We start from the raw sequence: 18,578 nt of genomic DNA, 5'->3' as shown, positions 1-18,578 counted from the left end.
ACCAGAACTCTGAGCTAAATGTTGATGTTGCGCGTCTTAACCCCCTTAACTTCCGATCAACTTTCTTACAGTTCAGCAAAATGTTGACAAAAGTGCTATGTCCAGAATAGTTTGGATAACCCTACAAAATAATGCAAATGAAATTTGTCAGTTAGTTAGACTTAAACCCTATTATTGAAATTGCCGCAGTGAGTAATGATGAAAAGCCAATATGCAAACGTAAATTTGATGTATGCCTCATCCACGAAAACTTCTTTCTATTAGTCACTCCTATGTGGTAAAACTGAACCGCCGACTTGTCAATGAAATAGCCTTTTTGGGAAAAGGAGAATGGGAAGTCACTGCGGTTGCTCCTTCGTTTATACATGGAGATTTACGATCAATACATTTGGAAGCTGATCCTAACGAAATCTGTCACCTAGAAGCAGTACCAGTTTATTTCAGCAAGCCTGCTCACATTTTGACTTATGGTTGCCGACTTAAGGTGATTATGGAGCAAAGCTGGGATTTGGTGCATTGTTGGGAAGAGCCTTATATTTTTTCTGGTGGACAGATTGCTTGGTGGACAGAGAGGAAAACTCCACTGGTTTTTTCTAGCTTTCAAAATAAATCTAAGCGATATCCACCTCCATTTAATTGGATTGAGCAGTATGCCATGAATCGAGCAACAGGATGGATTACTGGTGGGCAGACCGTCGTAGAAACTTTAAAACCTCGAAAAGGATATTCACTCCCTATGCGACTTATTCCTCTCGGTGTAGATGTTAACCATTTCTACCCATCGGTTGATGCCAAGAACCAAATTCGTCGATTTCTTGCTTGGGAAGAGAAAGGTACACCTGTTATAGGTTTTCTAGGGCGCTTTGTTCCTGAAAAAGGATTAGATTTACTCATGCAAGTTATAGATAGTTTACAAACTCCTTGGCGAGCTTTGTTTGTCGGTAATGGAGCAATGGAATCATCATTACGAACGTGGGCAAAGCATTATCCTGAACAGGTGCGAATTTGCACAGATGTAAAATAAAACATAGTGAAGTTTCCCAATACCTCAATGCTATGGATATACTTGTCGCTCCTAGTCAAACCATCTTTAACTGGCGAGAACAATTTGGGCGAATGCTCATTGAGGCATTTGCCTGTGGTGTTCCTGTAATTGGCAGTGATAGCGGCGAAATTCTTTATGTTATTCAAGATACTGGTTTAGTAGTTGGTGAAAAGGATGAGTTGGGTTGGGTTGCAGCTATTTCTGAATTACTTAACAGCCCATCTCGTCGGCAAGAACTGGCTACTAAAGGTTTAGAGCCAACACACACATTGTACGCTTGGACATCTGTTGCCAAACAGCATTTAGAATTTTTTACCGAACTTTTGAATAAATAAAAATAAGTATTTATGAAACTAGCTTTACGTAATTCTATTGCTTATATTTTACGCTCTTTACCTTACTTTAAAGGCAAGTATAGGTTAAGTCAAGTACTTATACCTTTAATGACAAATTATCAATCTGATGAAGAGTGTTTTGTAAAAATTAAAATGCAGCAAGGTAGTATAATGTGTCTTGACTTGCGTAGTCTTTTAGAGCAAAAAGTCTTTTTTTCAGGGGAATATGATGGTGGCATTATTCAGATACTATCTAGACTTTTGCATCCAGGAGTAGTAATTTTTGATGTTGGTGCAAATATTGGACTTTACTCCATATTTTTAGGAGAAAAACTCAAAATAAAAGCCGTTAAATCTCAAATATGGGCTTTTGAACCAGTTGGATCTAATTTTAACCGTCTAGCTAATTTAGTTGAAATTAACCAATTAACGAATATCATTTATCCAGTCAATACTGCCCTTGGAAACCAAGAGGGAGAAATACAACTTTGTATGGTAGATCAACAAAACAATTCATCTACTGGCAATGCTTTCTTATTAAAAAAAGGTCTAGCTAATAAAGAGAAGCCTACTTGCTCATCACCTATCACTAAGTTAGATAACTTTGTGGAAAAAAATAATATTTCAAAATGCGACATTATCAAAGTAGATATTGAAGGTGCTGAAATGGATTTTTTATTAGGAGGATTGAATTTTATTAAAAAAACTCGCCCAATAATTTATGGTGAGTTTAATCCATATTGGGTACAGCATTTTGGATATTCTTTTGTAGAGATAGCAGAGTTAGTAATTCCTTGGGAATATAAGTTGTACCAACAAGTAGGGCGTAAACATTTTATTGAAATTAAGGAAGTAAAAGCGGGGATTTCAGACGTACTAATGGTTCCTAAGGAGAAATTGCCTGACCTATTAGTAAAATTAAATATACTTCAATAGTTTTTTCAATAGTTTAAAGATCTCTACCTACACATTAATAATATAAGTTGGACCTCTAAAAAATATGTTTAAAAAACAAAGTTTTTTATCTAACTTAACAATTAAAATACAAAATAGATAAAATGGCTCAAATACAGCTCGCAATTATTTGCGATTACCTTGAAGAAAAATGGCAGAGCATGGATCTCTGTGCTCAGATGCTACTCCAAGAACTGCAAGCTGAACATCTTGTATCTATTCAAGCTATAGAAGTTTGTCCAACATTTAACTGGCGTTGTAAACAAATTCCTCGACTCGGTAAAAAGCATTTTGCCTACAATACCGATCGCCTGATTAACCGATTTTGGGACTATCCTCATTATCTCAACCAACGGTTAGCAGATTTTGATTTATTTCACATTGCTGACCATAGCTATGCTCATTTAGTTCATGTCTTGCCTCCAGACCGCACAGGTGTATACTGTCACGATATTGATGCCTTTCGTTCTTTGGTAGAGCCAGAGCAAGAACCTCGGTCTAGGTGGTATAAAGCGATGTCTCTCAGAATTCTGCGCGGTTTACAATCATGCGCCGTTGTATTCTATTCCACAACAGAAGTCAAAAAACAAATTGAGCATTATCAACTGGTAAAACCATCGCGTCTAGTCTACGCGCCCTATGGTATTGCCCCAGAATTTGGTATTGTTCTTGAGAACGAAACTAATAATGACCAACAAATATTAGGAAAAATAGGTGAAGTCCCTTTTTTACTACATGTCGGTAGTTGCATCCCCCGCAAGCGTATTGACATTCTTTTAAAAGTGTTCGCACAGATACAAGCTATTTATCCAAAATTGCAACTTGTTAAAGTCGGTGGTGAGTGGACACAAAGCCAACAGCAACAAATTGCTCAGTTGAATATCGGCAATTCAATAATTCATCTACAGGGTTTACAGCGTCCAACTATAGCAGCCCTTTATCGACGAGCATCAGCAGTGTTATTAACAAGTGAAGCAGAAGGCTTTGGATTACCTGTTATTGAAGCCTTAGCCTGCGGGGCCATCGCAATTATCAGCGATATTCCTGTATTCCGTGAGGTGGGTGGAGAAGCGGCGGTATACTGCCCAACTGCGGATGTGTCAGCTTGGGTAAAGACGTTAGAACAGCTATTGCTAAACCCAACTAGCGCCCCTGTGATTAATCTTCGCCTGAGTCAGGCGAAGAAATATTCTTGGTCTGCTCATGCCCAAATTATTGCTGAATCTTATACAAAATTAGCCAGTGATTAAAACTATATGAAAATAGTATTTGTTAACCCGGTAGGGGTAATTGGCGGTGCAGAGAGAGTTTTGCTGACTATCTTAGCTGCACTCTTGATTGCACAGCCAAATATGCAACTACACCTAATAATAGGCACGGATGGGCCATTAAGAGAGCAGGCTAAAAAATTAGGCGTACAGGTAACATTACTGGAAATACCAGAAGAATTTAATCAACTGGGTGACAGTGCCTTTAAAGGTAATAGTAAAGCGATCGCAATATTTATCTTATTATCACAAATAGTCAAAATTTTGCCCAGCATAGGGAAATATCTAAGGGAATTTAATCAATTGCTGCATGAACTCAACCCAGACTTAATTCACTCCAACGGTATTAAGACCCATTTACTAACTGCATTAGTTGGACTTAAAGGTATACCTATTGTTTGGCACATTCATGATTTCTACGGCTCACGACCATTAATAGCACAAGCTTTAAAATTGATGAATAATCGCGCCACGTTTGGAATTGCTGTTTCCCAAGCTGTAGCACAAGATGCTAGAACTACACTACCTGGTTTGCCGATAGAAGTAATTTACAATGCCATAGATATAGATTACTTTTCTCCTGCTCCTCAATCTTCCCATCTTCCTCTGCGAGTGGGACTGGTAGCTACTTTTGCTCGTTGGAAAGGTCATGACATTTTTCTAGAGGCAGCATCTTACATAGTGAAAGCGCATCCCAACTTAAACCTTCATTTCTGGATTGTGGGTGAACCCATTTATAAAACTCGCGGTTCCCAATTTTCCCAGCAAGAGTTAAAAAACAAAGCCTCATATCTTGGGATTGCAAGCAAAGTTTCTTTTCTTAGTTTTCAGCAGGACATAGCAGAGATTTACCGTTGGTTGGACATTGTAGTTCATGCCAGCACCCAACCAGAACCATTTGGATTAGCAATAGTAGAAGCTATGGCTTGTGGCAGACCAGTGATAATATCTAAAGCAGGTGGCGCAGCCGAGCTATTTACTCATAACTATGATGCTATTGCTGTACCACCAGGAGAACCTATTGCTCTAGCAGCAGCTATCCTAGATTTGCATGACAACCCTGAAAAACGCCAAGTCATATCAGAAAAGGCTAGGCGTACAGTGACAGAAAATTTCAATCACGAACGTTTAAGTCACCAAATTATGGTAGTTTATAACAAATTTAATTACAAATAAAGACATTGTTTTGTGCCTCTCTTTTGGAAAGTTTGAATGAAGGAAACCTTCGCTCATATCTGCGACAAAAACACTCCCTTGATATTTATGTCAAAAAGTTATCTGCCCTAATTATTGCCGTTTTTGAGTTCATCGAACTCATGTTAAAGATGCTCCTGTAATTTGCTGCCATACTCAAACGCTACTCATTGTGTAACCTGAGTATTGCTGGCTAGCCTTGACGCCATTACTGACTATACCTAAAACATTTTGATCAGCCTTGTCCAATAGTTCTTTAGATAAAGAAACACTATTGGAATCAGCTATTCCTGGACGAACTACAAACAAAATTCCATTTGCAAGTTTGCCTAAAATCGTCGCATCAGCAGCTAATGTTAAAGGAGGACTATCAATGATAGTAAAATCATATTTTTGCGCGATTTGTGCCACAAATATAGCCATTTGGCTAGAATCAAGCAGCCCAGCTGGGTTATGATTTAGTTCACCAGCAGTTAAAACGTCTAAGCTAGGTGCAACTTCAATAACAGCCCGCTCTAAATTCGACTGGTTTTTGAGAACATGGCTTAAGCCAACTTCATTTTGAATCTCCCAGATTTTGTGTTGACTAGGATTACGCAAATCTGCATCTACCAGCAATACCTTACGTCCTAGTTGAGATATTGAAATAGCTAGGTTGGCAGCAACTGTTGATTTACCTTCTTTAGGTACAGCACTCGATACCACAATAACTTTTATCAGTTGCTCTGAGTTAAAAACTCTCAGATTAGTTTGTAACATCCGAAAAGCTTCGCTGACTGGGGAATCAGGCTTGTTCTTTACAATTACTTCTGGAATGAGATTACTATTGTTAAATGGTGGAATATAACCCAGTAAGTTATACCCCAATAAGTCTTTAGCTGATTTCGAGTTTTTGACAGTTTTGTCAAATTTCTCCAAAATAAAAGCAGTGGCTCCACTTAATAAAATTCCACCAATCAAACCTTGTAGCAAGTTTATATATTGACGATTCTTAATCGGCACTCCTGGGATTAATGCAGGTGTTACAACCAGAGCGTTGCTTACTTGTAGATTTTCTGCCACCAGAAGTTCCTGATAACGAGCTAGAAGATTTTGATAGCTAGCTTCAGTTGCAGCTATCTCACGCTCTAGCTGGCGCTGCTGTAACTCTAGCTTTGGTAAGGTATTAGCCCTTTGTCTGTAAGACGTGATAACTTGACTTAAAGCTTTTAGTCGCACTTGCAAGCTAAGACGTTCTGCCTCAGCGTTGGCATAGCTTCCAAGAATTCCTTGTTGTAAACCCTGGTTTCTAAGTTGTACAATATTTTCGGGACTTTTACCCTGATTAAAACGCCCTGCCCCACCAATAAAACTTTGTTCTATCCTCTGCTGAAGTTGTTTTTTGAGAACTACTTCCTGTTCCTTAAGGTTAATCACTGTGGGGTGGCTATCTGTCAAACGCAGCTTAAAAATTTCAATTTTTTGTTGGATATCTTGCAATTGGCCAAGAACCAAAGTTGTTGATGGAGACTCACCCACAAAACCAGCAATTACAGCTTGCTGCGAATTCACACCAAACAACTGCTTGATTGATTCCATCCGTGCAGTTTGAGATGCTAGATCTGATCTAGTTGCAGCTACTTGTCTGTCTAAATCGGTAAGAATTCCAACACTTGATGCAGCTTCTGCTTTAAGATCTAAAACTCTATTTTGCTGTTTAAAGTATTGCAGCGCTTGTTCAGATGCTTGTAATTTAGCTTTTCTCAGTGGTAGTTGTTGGGCAATGAAGTCTCTAGCAGACCTAGTTTGAGCGCGGTTAGCATTGATATCATTTTCTATATAGACCTTCATTAAAGTATTAACAATAGAAGCAGCCTTTTTTGGGTCTATATCTGTGTATGAAAGTTCTAAAATATCGGTTGCTTCAATATTTTTAACTTGTAAAGCATTTAAGAAAGCCAAAGGATTTTCAGATAGGTGGAGGAAATTTATAGCCCTTTCTGCTATAGGTAGAGAATGCAGAACTGCAACCTCATTTCCCAGGGGTCTACCACTTACAGAACTCTCTAACTGTCCTAATTGGTTGCCTACTCCTGTTAGCGAAGAGGTAGAATTCTTTTTTAAAACTAGCTGGCCTGTTGCTTGATAAATTGGCGTTTCTATTATAGTTTTACCTATACTCAATGCCAAAAGCAGTGTAAAAACTATAGAGGTAGGTAACCACCGACGTTTAAGAATAGCCCAATATTGTAAATGTTCTTCCATGTCTTTTACTAGTTACTAGTTTGAATCTTTTCCTTTTTCTAAATCAATTGGGTGCAGCTCTTTTAAAAAAACGTAATGCTACATTAGGACTACACGCCTCTAACCTAATGTATATCTAGATTTTCGCTTTCTAACCTAAAAAGCTGGAATTAAGTAATCACAAAAAATCAAACACACTCCCTTTCAGCGTGTAAGACAGACTATATTACTTAGTAAGTGTTGGAGCTAGAACAATATTACATGAATAATAAATAAAAACATCTAGTAAAAATACTGAAGAGTAATAATTTAAATACTGAACATAAGGATTGATTTGTCTACAATACCTGAAGGTTCGATAGCTTGCAGTAACTCGTATACTGACTTTTCACTGAAAAATATGTCGTAGAATATGACACTGTGTATACCTCTCTGACCTTATTTTCATCTGCTAAGGGACTTCTAAGAAATAAAATACACAGTTAGAGGATAGCGATCGCAATTCGCCAACAGAGTCATTATATTCGCCTAAAACTTTTCAAACATCCTCTTAGAGAGCAAAATTTAGAATTGCTCTATTCCCAGACTCATCCGCACTGTTGAGCAATGCTTTACAGTATTTTTTTAATTAACCACACCAGACACTCAGTATCAATTACTGTGGCTTAACATCAGAAGACGTCTGTAATTGCTCATCTTTTCACCCACTCTTGCGATTTCTACTGAGACTACTAATAGCACCCTAGAAAAATTACTGAGTACGAGATGGATAAGTTCAGTAAAAGCGTAGAGCTACAGATGACACCCTTTTTTGAGGTCATTGAGTGCTAAAAGGATTACTGAGTTCAGGATGAGCGAGTTCATTAAACGCGTAGAGCTACGAATCACAAAGTAAATTGGTGTCATTAAATTAGAGAAACGAGCATGACTGAAAAGTAGAAAGGTTGAAAGCATCGCACTCAATTCATCTCCTGCATCAGCCATCTCTGGAACACCATTAAACATGTAATTATACTCAAAACGGCTAAAGTGGACTGAAAAAATAGGCTTTAAGCTTTGATAAATAAGGCTTTTAAATTATTCAAAAGTAAAGCTAAAAAACGTTTTGAAAATAAAAATCAACTTTTATAATTCATAAGTTTATGTTGGACAAAATATCTACCACGATCGCTACTAAAAACCTTGATGAGAAAATTTCAGCTAATCGCGTAGTCTTCATCGACTCACAGGTAGAGAATTACCAAACCTTAATAGCAGGTATCTTACCAAATACTTTCGTCGTAGTTCTAGATAAAGATCGCGATGGCATTGAGCAAATTAATCAAGTGCTAGCATCCCATCGGGGAATTAATAGTTTACATATTGTTTCTCACGGCGCACCAGGACGAGTCTATTTAGGCAACAGTCAACTCAGCAATGAAACACTCAACCGCTATGCAGCGCAACTGATAGGTTGGGCAAGTGCGTTGAGTGTAGATGCACAAATCCTACTGTACGGTTGTGAAGTAGCTCAAACAGAGCAAGGCATAGCATTTGTCCGCCATCTGAGCAAGCTGACAGGTGCAGTGGTAGTAGCGTCTAATAATTTAACGGGGAGTGATGCATTAGGCGGTGACTGGAAACTAGAAGTGAATACGGGGGTAATTGCTCCTTTTCTAGCGTTCCAGCCTGAAGTGATGGCAGCTTACGCTTCCGTACTATCTATAGTACTTCCTGACCCCACCTTTAGTGGTGATGGCAGAGTCTTTACTGATTTAGGCTTCATAGCTATTGATATCGGCCGCAGTGTTGCCTTACAAAGTGACGGAAAAATTATCGTTGCAGGAGACAGCAACGCCGATTTTGCCTTGGTGCGTTACAACACTGATGGCTCGCTCGACACTACCTTCAGCAGTGATGGCAAAGTCACTACTGGTTTCGGCTTACTTACCATCGACATCGGTTATAGCCTTGCTGTACAACCCGACGGCAAGATTCTCGTCGCCGGAACTGATGGCACTGACTTTGCCCTAGCACGTTACAACAGCGATGGCTCACTTGATAATACCTTCAGCAGTGATGGCAAAGTCACTACTGGTTTCGGCTTACTCACCCTCGACATTGGTTATAGTATTGCTCTGCAACCTGATGGCAAGATTCTCGTCGCCGGAACTGATGGCACTGACTTTGCCCTAGCACGTTACAACAGCGATGGCTCACTTGATAATACCTTCAGCGGTGATGGCAAGGTCACTACTGATTTAGGCTTACTTGCCGTTGATGTCGGCTACAGCACTGCCGTACAAGCAGATGGCAAGATTGTCGTCGCCGGAGTGAGTAACGGTGACTTTGCCTTAGTGCGCTACAACAGCGATGGCTCACTCGATACCACCTTCAGCAGTGATGGCAAGGTTACTACTGATTTTGGCTTACTTACTATCGATAGTATCTATAGCCTTGCTGTACAAGCAGATGGCAAGATTCTCGTAGCGGGACAGAGTAATGGTGACTTTGCTCTTGCACGTTACAACAGTGATGGATCGCTCGACACTAGTTTTAGCAGCGATGGTAAAGTTACTACTGATTTCGGCCTCCTCCCCAACGAAATTGCCTATAGCCTAGCTGTACAAGCAGATGGCAAGATTCTTGTTGCAGGAGTGAGCAATAATGACTTTGCTCTAGTACGTTACAACAGTGATGGTTCAATCGACACTACTTTCGACAATGATGGTAAGGTCAGTACTGATTTAGGCTTACTCACTCTCGATATTGCCTACGGACTTGTTCAACAGCCCGATGGCAAAATTGTTGTCGCCGGAACTGATGGTACTGATTTTGCTGTAGTGCGTTATTTGGTTGACGAAGTTCCCACAGGCTTGACAGTAAGTAAACTAGCTGTTGACGAGAACGTACCTGCGGGGACAGAAGTTGGCACATTTACCACCACAGACCCAGATGCAAGCGATACATTCACATACAGTTTAGTCGCAGGAACTGGCGATACCGACAATACTGCATTCACAGTTGTTGGCGATAAGTTAAAAATTAACAGTTCTCCCGATTTTGAAACTAAATCTAGTTACAACATCCGAGTTCAGACAACTGATGCAAGCGGAGCATCTTATGTCAAAGAGTTAACAATTGCAGTTAATAATCTGGACGATCCTGGTGTTAACGATGCGCCCACAGGCTTGACAGTAAGTAAACTAGCTGTTGACGAGAACGTACCTGCGGGGACAGAAGTTGGCACATTTACCACCACAGACCCAGATGCAAGCGATACATTCACATACAGTTTAGTCGCAGGAACTGGCGATACCGACAATACTGCATTCACAGTTGTTGGCGATAAGTTAAAAATTAACAGTTCTCCCGATTTTGAAACTAAATCTAGTTACAATATCCGGGTTCGGACAACTGACGCAACTGGAGCATCCTTTGATAAAGATCTGGCGATCGCAGTTAATAATCTGAATGATCGTGGTGTCAACGATATACCAACCCTGACGAAAAATGCTAATAACGATGTCTTTACTATCCAAGGTAAAGGTAACAGTGAAAAAGCAACACTCTCAGTCAAGCTCACAGGACAGAGTTTTAATGAAATTTATGAACTGGGAGTATTTGCTGTAGATGATGAACAAGGGAAGATTCAAGGTATTGCCTCTAGCGATGCTGGTTACACTGAAGCAGCTTTGAAACGATCCAAGGTGATTCTCTCCTCACTTACAAATTATCCCACTGGATTTAATACTCATTTAGCTAGTTTGTCGGAATTTACCTCTGGTGAACAGCTACAATTTTATTTGGTACGCAATAGTACTACTGATAGTATCTTGGCTGGACAAGCTGCTATTACAGATGTATTGATTTCCGATCCGACAAATGTCAAAATCACAAGCTTGGATAATAATAACTTCTCCTTGTCTTGGAAATCCAACAATGCTGAATTCCAGGATTTGATGGTAACAATTCAGGCGACAGATAAAGATTTGCCTTTGGGTGCAGATTTACAAGGAAGGCAAGAAGCAGAACTCCTTAATTTACGTGGTGTGACACAACAGGTAAAAGCTGATTTTGTCGTCCATAGAGAGGCTGCATACGACAATTTTATCGGTTTCTATCAAGTGGCTGATGAAAAGGGTGGTATTGACACTAACGGCGATGGCATAGCAGATATTCTCACAGGGCAAGTTGGTTATACTGAAGCTGCTATCCGTGGACGTGTTGCAGGTATAGATTTGATAGTGAATAACCAAAGTACAGCAAGTTACTCTGGGAATATCGCGCCTGATTCTCTGTATGCACCGTTTATTATTGTTAATGGTAGACCCGATGCCATTCTCGATAGCAATGCTAATAACAATCCAGCAGTTTACTTCGCATTTTTGGGTGCTAACTCAGACAAAACAGATCACATTCGTCTGTTACAAAACCATACCTTTGGCTTTGAAGATATGGCAAATGGTGGTGACAGAGATTTCAACGATATAATTTTGAAAGTTAATTTGAGCATTAATGCTGTCTAATATTAAACCCAAATAGTCACTTATAGGACTTACGCACTGTAAAAAAAACTATCTTGTGTATTAACGTAAATACGTTGTTTAAGGCTTTTGGCGGTCACTTTTGATTGCTGGCGATCGCCAAAATATGACTGAAAAACCTACCTAGAAGCCTTGAAAACTATACCTCTTATTTTGGCTTTTCTGTCAATGCGTAAGTCCTAACTTAGTAAAATCGAAGCACCTCATCCCGCAAGCAAGATGAGGTGCTTTTCATAACTCCTCTTTTTCAGGAAACCCTATTTACTGGCATCTGGTGAAATTAGATATGCCTTATCTAGAAACTTATCCAGAACCCTTGTAGAGAGGCGAAATTCTACTTTGCTAACGCGTCTCTATATTCTTTTTCACTGGATGTCTAATTCCTGACTACTGGTTTCTGTTTATTGCTAACTTCTAAAGGCAGGAAAATCGTCAAAACTTCCCCATAATGTGGACGCTGACGCACAATCAGTTTGCCACCGATCGCCTGAAACAAATGCTTGGTTGCGGCGATATTCAAACTAATCGTACCTGTTTCTGGTTGAAACATTAGCAATTGACCCAGAGCTTTACGAATTGGTGGCGTTGCAGGTGTGGCAGCTTTATTTGAATCTTTGCAGCCGAATTGGGGCGATAATTGTAACTTCAGTTGATCTCCAGCTGGGATAACCTGTACTTGAATATGGCTGCCAGCAGGTAAACTGCGAGTAAAATTTTCCATCAAACCAGTGAGTACCTGATCTAACATGGTGGGATTACTCACCACTGTTGGTAGTTGCTGAGGTAAAACAACATTTAAAGTTAAGTTCCGCCGATGTGCTGCTTGTTCCCAACGGGGAATACTCTGCTGTAACACTTGATCTAAAGACATCGGCGTGAGTTGAGTTTTTGATGATTTTGCTGAGGTAGTAGTTTCCAATTCTGCTGCCTTAAACAGCAATTCCATGCGGTCAATTTGCTCGGTACACTCGTGATCGATAATTTTTAAGCGATTGATCACGCTAGCATCTAAGTCTCGCCGTTTCAGTAGTAGACGAGTCATGGTGCGAATAGTTGTTAAAGGTGTACGAACTTCGTGAGCGAAGGCTTGGAGCAATTCTACATCAGGATTTGAGGATTGGGGATTGGGGATGGTGGGGCCTCCTCTGGGGATAAGGGGTAATGGGGATTGGTTATTCTCCTTCTCCGCCTTATCCCCAGTTCCTAGTAAAGAGTCCCTAGTTTCTTCTGGTTCTGTTAATTTCTGAAGCAACAATTGGCTAAACTGAATGATGATACGGTAGTCTGGTGCTACCGGGGAATACTCTTCTACTAATGCGTCCAAGCGAGCGAAAAATTCTGGATTAGCCAGCATTACTCGTGTCCCTAGCGATCGCCAAGCCTGTTGCACTACTTCTGGTTCAAAAGAAAATGAAAAGGTTTTTTTACCGTTTTTGTGGGTTGCTAAAACCAGTACTAATCTAAATTTATCTGTAAAAACCAAGCAAAATTGTTCTGCCCCTAACGGATCGGCAGGTAGTAAAGGAAGTACCGATTCATGGGGATCTATTTCTTCATTTACATGCGCGTTGGTGTAACTCGCAGCAGAGATCGCACCTGGCATCTGAAATGGCATTAGTGCCAAGGGATTAAATGGTTTTGCCGTAAAAGTTACTGTTTGTAAACTTTGAATTAGTTTTGGTTGACTAAATAAGGGTGCTGGTGCAGCTAAAACTAATCCTTGGATTGTGTCAACTGAATCAGATGCTAAAGTATTTAATAGCAAATGTTCTGTCGCTGCGAGGCTGACACGCCATTGCTGCTCTGCTTTAGCAGGTGAAGATTCAGCTACACTTGATTGATTTTCAGCCAAGATTTCGCTCAGGCTTGGCAATATCCATTCGTACACAGGTTTTCACCCCTTAATTCAAGAGCGACTAACAGCGTCTAGGGTAGACATTTGACTACTACTTAAGAGGTTATAGCTATTTGTGTACTGATGACAGTGGTAGAACCGAACAATTCGGGAGCAATTTCCCCTAACTGCGATCGCAGTTCTGACTTTTCACGGTATCTGGAAAAACTCTCTCCTAAAAGGCTACGGTATACACGGAAGTCTTTGACGGATTGAAATCACTACTACATTAACAAAGTCCACCTCCGTGGACTAATCCAAAATCAACGAAGATCCGCGGGAATCCCATCCCAACAAGAGGCGTGTCCGAGATAGCCGCCCGCCGATTTTCGTTGATGTCCATTTGAGTATGCGTAGAAACTCTCTAGCCCAACATCTAAAACGATTTCATGGCCTATAAGAAACGCGAAATACAGCAGATTTCAAGTAAATGAGGTAAATTGTCCCCTGTTCCTTATTCTCTGCTGTATGTCCCATTTGTTTACTTCTTATTCCAGAGATTTAAAAATGCTTGAGAAATGGCTGGGGTAATCTGACTTTGTAAGTGATTTAGTGCATCACGATGGTTTGCATTGTTGTCATCATAATAAGTAAAAAGATTTGTCAGCTTGACAATCTCAGGGTTTTGATCGTTTGTTCCCCTCCATTTGTTAGTAACTTTGTTTAAAACATCCTTGGGTAAATTTAGTTGTAAGTTATTTAATGCTGCAATGTAAGAAGGATTTTGAGGATTTTTTTTGAATTGAAAGCACAAATCTATCAGCTTAACTTGTGACTGAGGCGGAGTTGGGGGCTTATCTGTGAGACTCGGTTGCTGTAGAATTTGACGCTGTTCAATAGTAGCAATACCATTTTGAGTTAAACCCTGAGATTTCTGAAATTTCTTGACTGCTGTATAAGTAGCTGGGCCATAAAAAGGCTTGTCGAGAGGAATTTCGGCATTGGTTGCAAAACCGTGAAACTTCAATCTATTCTGAAGCCCTTTGACTGTATCTTCCATTACAGTTCGAGTCTCGGCATCAGCATTACCATTAACCGTAAGTTTTTGTGAGTACTGTTTCTGAAATTTTTTAATGGCTTCTTCAGTAGGATCGTCTGTCAAGGAGTTGTTATTCCGCTTCCAGGGAGCAAATTTAGTGAGATCCGGCTTAGGATCAATCTCAGGAGCTAAATATCCCAGCCCAATCAATATATGACGGATGACTTCAGGGCTACTAACGGACATACGTTTTGGTTCCTTTGCGATTAAACTACCATTTAATGTATCTTGGTTTACAAAAATTAGGTAAGTAGAAATAAATAAATCTAACATTTCTTGTTTGCAAGGCGTTCCAAAAGTTAGATGAGTGTGACGTTTGGCGTAGGCGACTACACACCGAGAAAAATAAAGGGCGATCGCGATCGCTTCTTCTCAACTATCGATGATACTACGCAGCAGGAGACAGGAGGGAAAAAGAAATTCCACAGATGATTTCAGATATCGTGATGAAATTGATGGCAAAAAATGCTGAAGAGCTCTATCAGAGTGCATTAGGACTGAAATATGATTTAGAAATTTGTTTGGCTCAACTCAAGGAAACCGGTAGAATTGAAAGTCTCCCAATTGCTCAACGGGATGTGTGCGTAGGCGTAGCCCGTCGTAGACATCGCTTCCTCATCCCAGAAAAACTTTATGGTCGTGAAACCGAAGTAGCTACCTTGCTGCAAGCCTTTGACCGGCTCAGTGGCGGTAGTAGAGAAAGCGGGCTTCTCTGGTATCGGCAAAACAGCGATCGTTAACGAAGTCCATAAGCCGATTGTCCGACAGAGGGGTTATTTCATCAAAATTCTGTTCTCGGACAAGGAACAGAGTTTGCAATCATACTTCCGGTTGCAGTTAAAACTGACTGAGAATTAAACCATCATCAGCAAAAGCAAACTCCGACTTAACATTCCAGCGCCTACCATCGTGAAGTAGTAATGTTAATTTGTCGGCGGTAAACTCAAGATCCAACTGACGCTTTTCAAATTCTGGCCAAGCAGCTTTAAAATTCTGCTTTGTTAAATCCCGAAACGCAACCGTTATATGAGGTGCAAAAGGGCGAGTTTTAGAAACCTTGTCAACAATTCCCAAGTTGCTTTCTGTATAAGCCATTAAATCAGCTTGCAAAATCAAAATTTTTTGACTTCTAACTACATTTATGTATATAACGCGAGGCACAAAGGCACTAAACCCCCTGAGTGTAATTGCTACTGGCTGTTGTCTACTAGCAAACTCTTTCAAAGATGCTTCTAGCAGTGACAGGTTAGCATCTACCCATTCAAAGGGCGGCTGCAAGGTAATATGAGGCGGAGACTTTAGCGCCCCACTACTAGCATAGCGATCGGCAAAGTACTGTTTAACCTGGTTGGCGTAATCTTGAATGTCTTGCGGTGGTAAAAGGGCGATAAAAAAACGGCTCATTAAAATAATTCGTAATTCGTAATTCGTAATTCGTAATGACGCTTTGTACGAGACGCTGTGCGTAGCTTGCTTTCCCGCAGGGGTACACGGACTCGCTACCGCTACACTAACTAATTCAGTAAAATCAACAAAGTCAACAGTCTACCTCCTGCCTCCTGCCGCCTGCCTCCTTAACTCGCCTTAGCCGCTAATTCTGCGGGGTTCATCTGCTCGTAGTGTTCAAAGGGTTGGTGAATCCAGGGATTGTTAGCTAAGTAATCGACATAGTAATCGGGTTTTAGAACTGAACAGGCTTTATACCAAAGTACGGCGGTGCGAATTTCCTCAATGGGGAAATCACTATATTGCTTGAGCCAAGGTATAGTTTGTTTCAGTGTTACCCCAGAGTCTACTAAGTCATCCACTAGAAGAATGTGCGAACCTAACTTTTCAGCAGTCATTGTTAAGTGGCGGGAGAAAATTAAATTACTTCTATCTTGTTTACCAGGGCCACTGTAAGATGAGGTTGCTAAAATTGCCAGTGGTTGATCGTATATTCGGGAGAGAATATCTCCAACTCGTAGTCCTCCTCTAGCAAGACAGATAATCTGGTTAAATTTCCAACCGGATTCATAAATCTGAATAGCCAGTTGTTCAATTTTTTGGTGATAATCTGACCAAGAAACGTAAAGGTCTGGCATAAGGCTAACGGGAGTGGTAGATAGCTAGTATTGATGGCGATGTCTACGACGGGCTACGCCTACGCAAATTTATTTTAGTATGAGTGCAAGTTATTATGAACGATTCTGCTGCTAATGGCGATGCCCAACGAGATATTCTCAGTAAAAAACTTGACTTGAAAACAAAGCTGGCTTACGGTGCAGGAGATTTAGGCCCAGCAATCACTGCAAACATCTCCGTCTTTTATCTGCTGTTTTTCTTTACCAATATCGCTGGTATCCCTGCGGGTTTAGCTGGCAGCATTTTGATGATTAGCAAAATCTGGGATGGTGTAAACGATCCGCTTGTTGGGTTCCTGAGTGATAAAACGAAATCTCGTCGCTGGGGTCGTCGTCTTCCTTGGATGTTTTATGGAGCAATCCCTTTTGGAATTTTCTTTTTCTTGCAGTGGATTGTACCGCAATTTAGTGCAAATCATAGTAATAATATTTGGCCGCTGTTCTGGTATTACGTAGCGATTGGGATTCTATCTCAGTCCTTTTACACCGTTGTGAATTTGCCTTATACGGCAATGACTCCAGAATTAACTCAAGATTACGACGAACGCACCAGCCTTAACAGTTTTCGCTTTACATTTTCCATTGGTGGTAGCATTCTGTCATTGATTTTAGCACTAATTGTTTTTTCGCAGATTGCCGATCGCCAACAAGCATATCTCGTTTTAGCAGCAATTTGTACGGTAATTTCGATTTTAGGATTATATTGGTGCGTTTTTGGAGTCCGCGATCGCATCATGGCTTTTGAGTCCAAACGTATCCAAGCTGAGGAACCTGCATCTCTCCCCTTCTTAGAACAGCTAAAAATTGTCTTCAGCAACCGACCTTTTCTATTTGTTATTGGTATATATCTTTTTTCTTGGCTAGGTGTGCAAATTACAGCCAGTATTATTCCCTATTTTGTAGTAAATTGCATGGGTCTCAAAGAATCAGATGTCCCGACAATACTGATTGCAGTACAAGGAACTGCCCTACTAATGCTATTTGTCTGGGGGGCGCTGAGTAAAAAATTCGGGAAAAAAGTTGTTTATTTTCTGGGAATGAGTTTATGGATTATAGCCGCCGCCGGACTATTTTTCTTACAACCTGGTCAAATAGTTTTGATGTATGTGATGGCTGTAATGGCAGGTTTTGGCGTATCCACAGCTTATCTAATTCCCTGGTCGATGATTCCAGATGTGATTGAATTAGATGAACTCCAAACCGGACAACGCAGAGAAGGCATTTTCTATGGCTTCATGGTTTTGCTGCAAAAATTTGGTTTAGCTTTCGGGCTGTTTTTGGTGGGAAATGCTTTGCAGGTAGCAGGTTTCCAAGCATCTGTAGCCGGAAGTCCATCGCCTATCCAACCAGCATCGGCACTGTTTGCGATTCGCGTTGCCGTTGGCCCCATACCTACAGTTTGTTTGATTTTGGGCTTAATTTTAACGTATTTTTACCCAATTACCCGCGAGATGCACGCAGAGATTATGCTGAAACTCAAAGAACGGCAAGAGAAGAGAGAGAGTTAAAGAAGCAGGGGAGCAGGGAGGAACCATGTACCACGGTGGATAACTTTGAGTCAACGTCAATCTCCTTAATCAAGTCACGCAGCCCCGCTTCCGTAGGATTTTGCCCTAGCGACGGTTTTGTTCCAATTCCATAAGTGTCACTAATAAATTTATTACCATGTTTTTTAGCAGCTACTTCAATGCTGATCGGTTATTTCTTGTGCTTCATCTTTGTGTTGCTAGCGATCGCTTTTAGAGAAAAGCTTTAATATAGTAATCAATTCAATTGGTTAAAAATACTGAGGTTGATTAAGTAACAAATTTGATTCAATTAATAAGACAAACGGCTTTGTCATCATTCCCGTTTGCTTATTAAGTAATGCTACTTACAGACTGGAACCAGATTTTAGACAATATTTTGCCTGACGAGAGTAATAGACCTGTCCGAAAATTTATAAGCCAGTCTGTGCAAAGCTTTGAGAGCCAGCTT

14 protein-coding genes and 1 pseudogene are annotated in these 18,578 nt (G+C 40.4%); 9 read left to right on the top strand and 6 right to left on the bottom strand.

Annotated features, from left to right (window positions below; genetic code table 11):
• Window positions 1-232: 232 nt before the first annotated feature.
• From HWQ39_RS01090 to HWQ39_RS01070, 5 genes are all read left to right on the top strand, one after another.
• Window positions 233-1,024 carry a glycosyltransferase gene (locus HWQ39_RS01090; RefSeq protein ID WP_292840336.1) on the top strand — a complete coding sequence of 264 codons (792 nt, stop codon included), beginning with the start codon at window positions 233-235 and terminating at the stop codon, window positions 1,022-1,024.
• 32 nt (window positions 1,025-1,056) lie between these two features.
• Window positions 1,057-1,380: a glycosyltransferase family 4 protein gene (locus HWQ39_RS01085; RefSeq protein ID WP_292840332.1), complete on the top strand. Its 324-nt coding sequence runs from the start codon at window positions 1,057-1,059 to the stop codon at window positions 1,378-1,380.
• Window positions 1,381-1,392: 12 nt separating this feature from the next.
• The gene (locus tag HWQ39_RS01080; RefSeq protein WP_292840329.1) at window positions 1,393-2,316 is read left to right on the top strand and encodes an FkbM family methyltransferase; all 924 of its coding nucleotides are present in this window, start codon (window positions 1,393-1,395) and stop codon (window positions 2,314-2,316) included.
• A 179-nt stretch (window positions 2,317-2,495) separates the two neighbouring features.
• Window positions 2,496-3,584, top strand: coding sequence for a glycosyltransferase (locus tag HWQ39_RS01075; RefSeq protein ID WP_292840326.1), 1,089 nt, complete (start codon window positions 2,496-2,498; stop codon window positions 3,582-3,584).
• A 6-nt stretch (window positions 3,585-3,590) separates the two neighbouring features.
• Window positions 3,591-4,778, top strand: a complete 1,188-nt coding sequence (locus HWQ39_RS01070) for a glycosyltransferase family 4 protein (protein WP_292840323.1) — start codon at window positions 3,591-3,593, stop codon at window positions 4,776-4,778.
• Window positions 4,779-4,952: 174 nt separating this feature from the next.
• Here HWQ39_RS01070 and HWQ39_RS01065 read toward each other — a convergent pair whose 3' ends face one another.
• Together HWQ39_RS01065 and HWQ39_RS01060 are read right to left on the bottom strand one after the other, a co-directional pair.
• The gene (locus tag HWQ39_RS01065; RefSeq protein ID WP_292840320.1) at window positions 4,953-7,040 is read right to left on the bottom strand and encodes a polysaccharide biosynthesis tyrosine autokinase; all 2,088 of its coding nucleotides are present in this window, start codon (window positions 7,038-7,040) and stop codon (window positions 4,953-4,955) included.
• 771 nt (window positions 7,041-7,811) lie between these two features.
• Window positions 7,812-8,024 carry a hypothetical protein gene (locus tag HWQ39_RS01060; protein WP_292840317.1) on the bottom strand — a complete coding sequence of 71 codons (213 nt, stop codon included), beginning with the start codon at window positions 8,022-8,024 and terminating at the stop codon, window positions 7,812-7,814.
• Window positions 8,025-8,161: 137 nt separating this feature from the next.
• Between HWQ39_RS01060 and HWQ39_RS01055 the strand changes: the two genes are divergently transcribed.
• Window positions 8,162-11,527: a DUF4347 domain-containing protein gene (locus HWQ39_RS01055; protein WP_292840314.1), complete on the top strand. Its 3,366-nt coding sequence runs from the start codon at window positions 8,162-8,164 to the stop codon at window positions 11,525-11,527.
• A gap of 394 nt (window positions 11,528-11,921) precedes the next feature.
• On the opposite strand, the gene HWQ39_RS01050 is transcribed toward HWQ39_RS01055, so the two are convergent.
• On the bottom strand, window positions 11,922-13,433 hold the full coding sequence (locus HWQ39_RS01050; RefSeq protein ID WP_292840311.1) for a HAMP domain-containing sensor histidine kinase: 1,512 nt from the start codon (window positions 13,431-13,433) through the stop codon (window positions 11,922-11,924).
• 487 nt (window positions 13,434-13,920) lie between these two features.
• Window positions 13,921-14,751: a peptidoglycan-binding domain-containing protein gene (locus HWQ39_RS01045; protein ID WP_292840309.1), complete on the bottom strand. Its 831-nt coding sequence runs from the start codon at window positions 14,749-14,751 to the stop codon at window positions 13,921-13,923.
• A 30-nt stretch (window positions 14,752-14,781) separates the two neighbouring features.
• Here HWQ39_RS01045 and HWQ39_RS01040 point away from each other — a divergent pair, with 30 nt between their 5' ends.
• Window positions 14,782-14,910, top strand: a complete 129-nt coding sequence (locus tag HWQ39_RS01040) for a hypothetical protein (protein ID WP_292840306.1) — start codon at window positions 14,782-14,784, stop codon at window positions 14,908-14,910.
• Window positions 14,895-15,264: pseudogene (locus HWQ39_RS01035) on the top strand (AAA family ATPase); the annotation flags it as partial. The gene HWQ39_RS01040 and the pseudogene HWQ39_RS01035, both read left to right, overlap by 16 nt.
• A 51-nt stretch (window positions 15,265-15,315) precedes the next feature.
• Here the strand turns inward: HWQ39_RS01035 and HWQ39_RS01030 are convergent.
• Window positions 15,316-15,882, bottom strand: a complete 567-nt coding sequence (locus tag HWQ39_RS01030; protein WP_292840304.1) for a 2'-5' RNA ligase family protein — start codon at window positions 15,880-15,882, stop codon at window positions 15,316-15,318.
• Between the two features lie 170 nt (window positions 15,883-16,052).
• Window positions 16,053-16,562 (bottom strand): phosphoribosyltransferase, encoded by a 510-nt coding sequence (locus HWQ39_RS01025; protein WP_292840301.1) that lies wholly within the window; start codon window positions 16,560-16,562, stop codon window positions 16,053-16,055.
• Between the two features lie 95 nt (window positions 16,563-16,657).
• Between HWQ39_RS01025 and HWQ39_RS01020 the strand changes: the two genes are divergently transcribed.
• A complete protein-coding gene (locus tag HWQ39_RS01020) occupies window positions 16,658-18,109 on the top strand; it encodes an MFS transporter (protein WP_292840298.1) in 1,452 nt (483 codons plus the stop codon).
• The last annotated feature ends 469 nt before the right edge of the window (window positions 18,110-18,578 follow it).

It is taken from the genome of Nostoc sp. NMS8, from assembly GCF_017115045.1.
Taxonomy (GTDB): domain Bacteria; phylum Cyanobacteriota; class Cyanobacteriia; order Cyanobacteriales; family Nostocaceae; genus Nostoc.
This window is presented reverse-complemented; position numbering and strand designations above follow the sequence as displayed.

Excerpts from the sequence above, each read along its gene's own strand:
- HWQ39_RS01020 (WP_292840298.1), top strand. The coding sequence starts at position 16,658 with ATGAACGATTCTGCTGCTAATGGCGATGCCCAACGAGATATTCTCAGT.
- HWQ39_RS01060 (WP_292840317.1), bottom strand. The coding sequence starts at position 8,024 with ATGTTTAATGGTGTTCCAGAGATGGCTGATGCAGGAGATGAATTGAGT.
- HWQ39_RS01085 (WP_292840332.1), top strand. The coding sequence starts at position 1,057 with ATGGATATACTTGTCGCTCCTAGTCAAACCATCTTTAACTGGCGAGAA.
- HWQ39_RS01040 (WP_292840306.1), top strand. The coding sequence starts at position 14,782 with ATGAGTGTGACGTTTGGCGTAGGCGACTACACACCGAGAAAAATAAAG.
- HWQ39_RS01070 (WP_292840323.1), top strand. The coding sequence starts at position 3,591 with ATGAAAATAGTATTTGTTAACCCGGTAGGGGTAATTGGCGGTGCAGAG.
- HWQ39_RS01080 (WP_292840329.1), top strand. The coding sequence starts at position 1,393 with ATGAAACTAGCTTTACGTAATTCTATTGCTTATATTTTACGCTCTTTA.
- HWQ39_RS01090 (WP_292840336.1), top strand. The coding sequence starts at position 233 with ATGCCTCATCCACGAAAACTTCTTTCTATTAGTCACTCCTATGTGGTA.
- HWQ39_RS01045 (WP_292840309.1), bottom strand. The coding sequence starts at position 14,751 with ATGTTAGATTTATTTATTTCTACTTACCTAATTTTTGTAAACCAAGAT.
- HWQ39_RS01055 (WP_292840314.1), top strand. The coding sequence starts at position 8,162 with ATGTTGGACAAAATATCTACCACGATCGCTACTAAAAACCTTGATGAG.
- HWQ39_RS01075 (WP_292840326.1), top strand. The coding sequence starts at position 2,496 with ATGGATCTCTGTGCTCAGATGCTACTCCAAGAACTGCAAGCTGAACAT.
- HWQ39_RS01025 (WP_292840301.1), bottom strand. The coding sequence starts at position 16,562 with ATGCCAGACCTTTACGTTTCTTGGTCAGATTATCACCAAAAAATTGAA.
- HWQ39_RS01065 (WP_292840320.1), bottom strand. The coding sequence starts at position 7,040 with ATGGAAGAACATTTACAATATTGGGCTATTCTTAAACGTCGGTGGTTA.
- HWQ39_RS01030 (WP_292840304.1), bottom strand. The coding sequence starts at position 15,882 with ATGAGCCGTTTTTTTATCGCCCTTTTACCACCGCAAGACATTCAAGAT.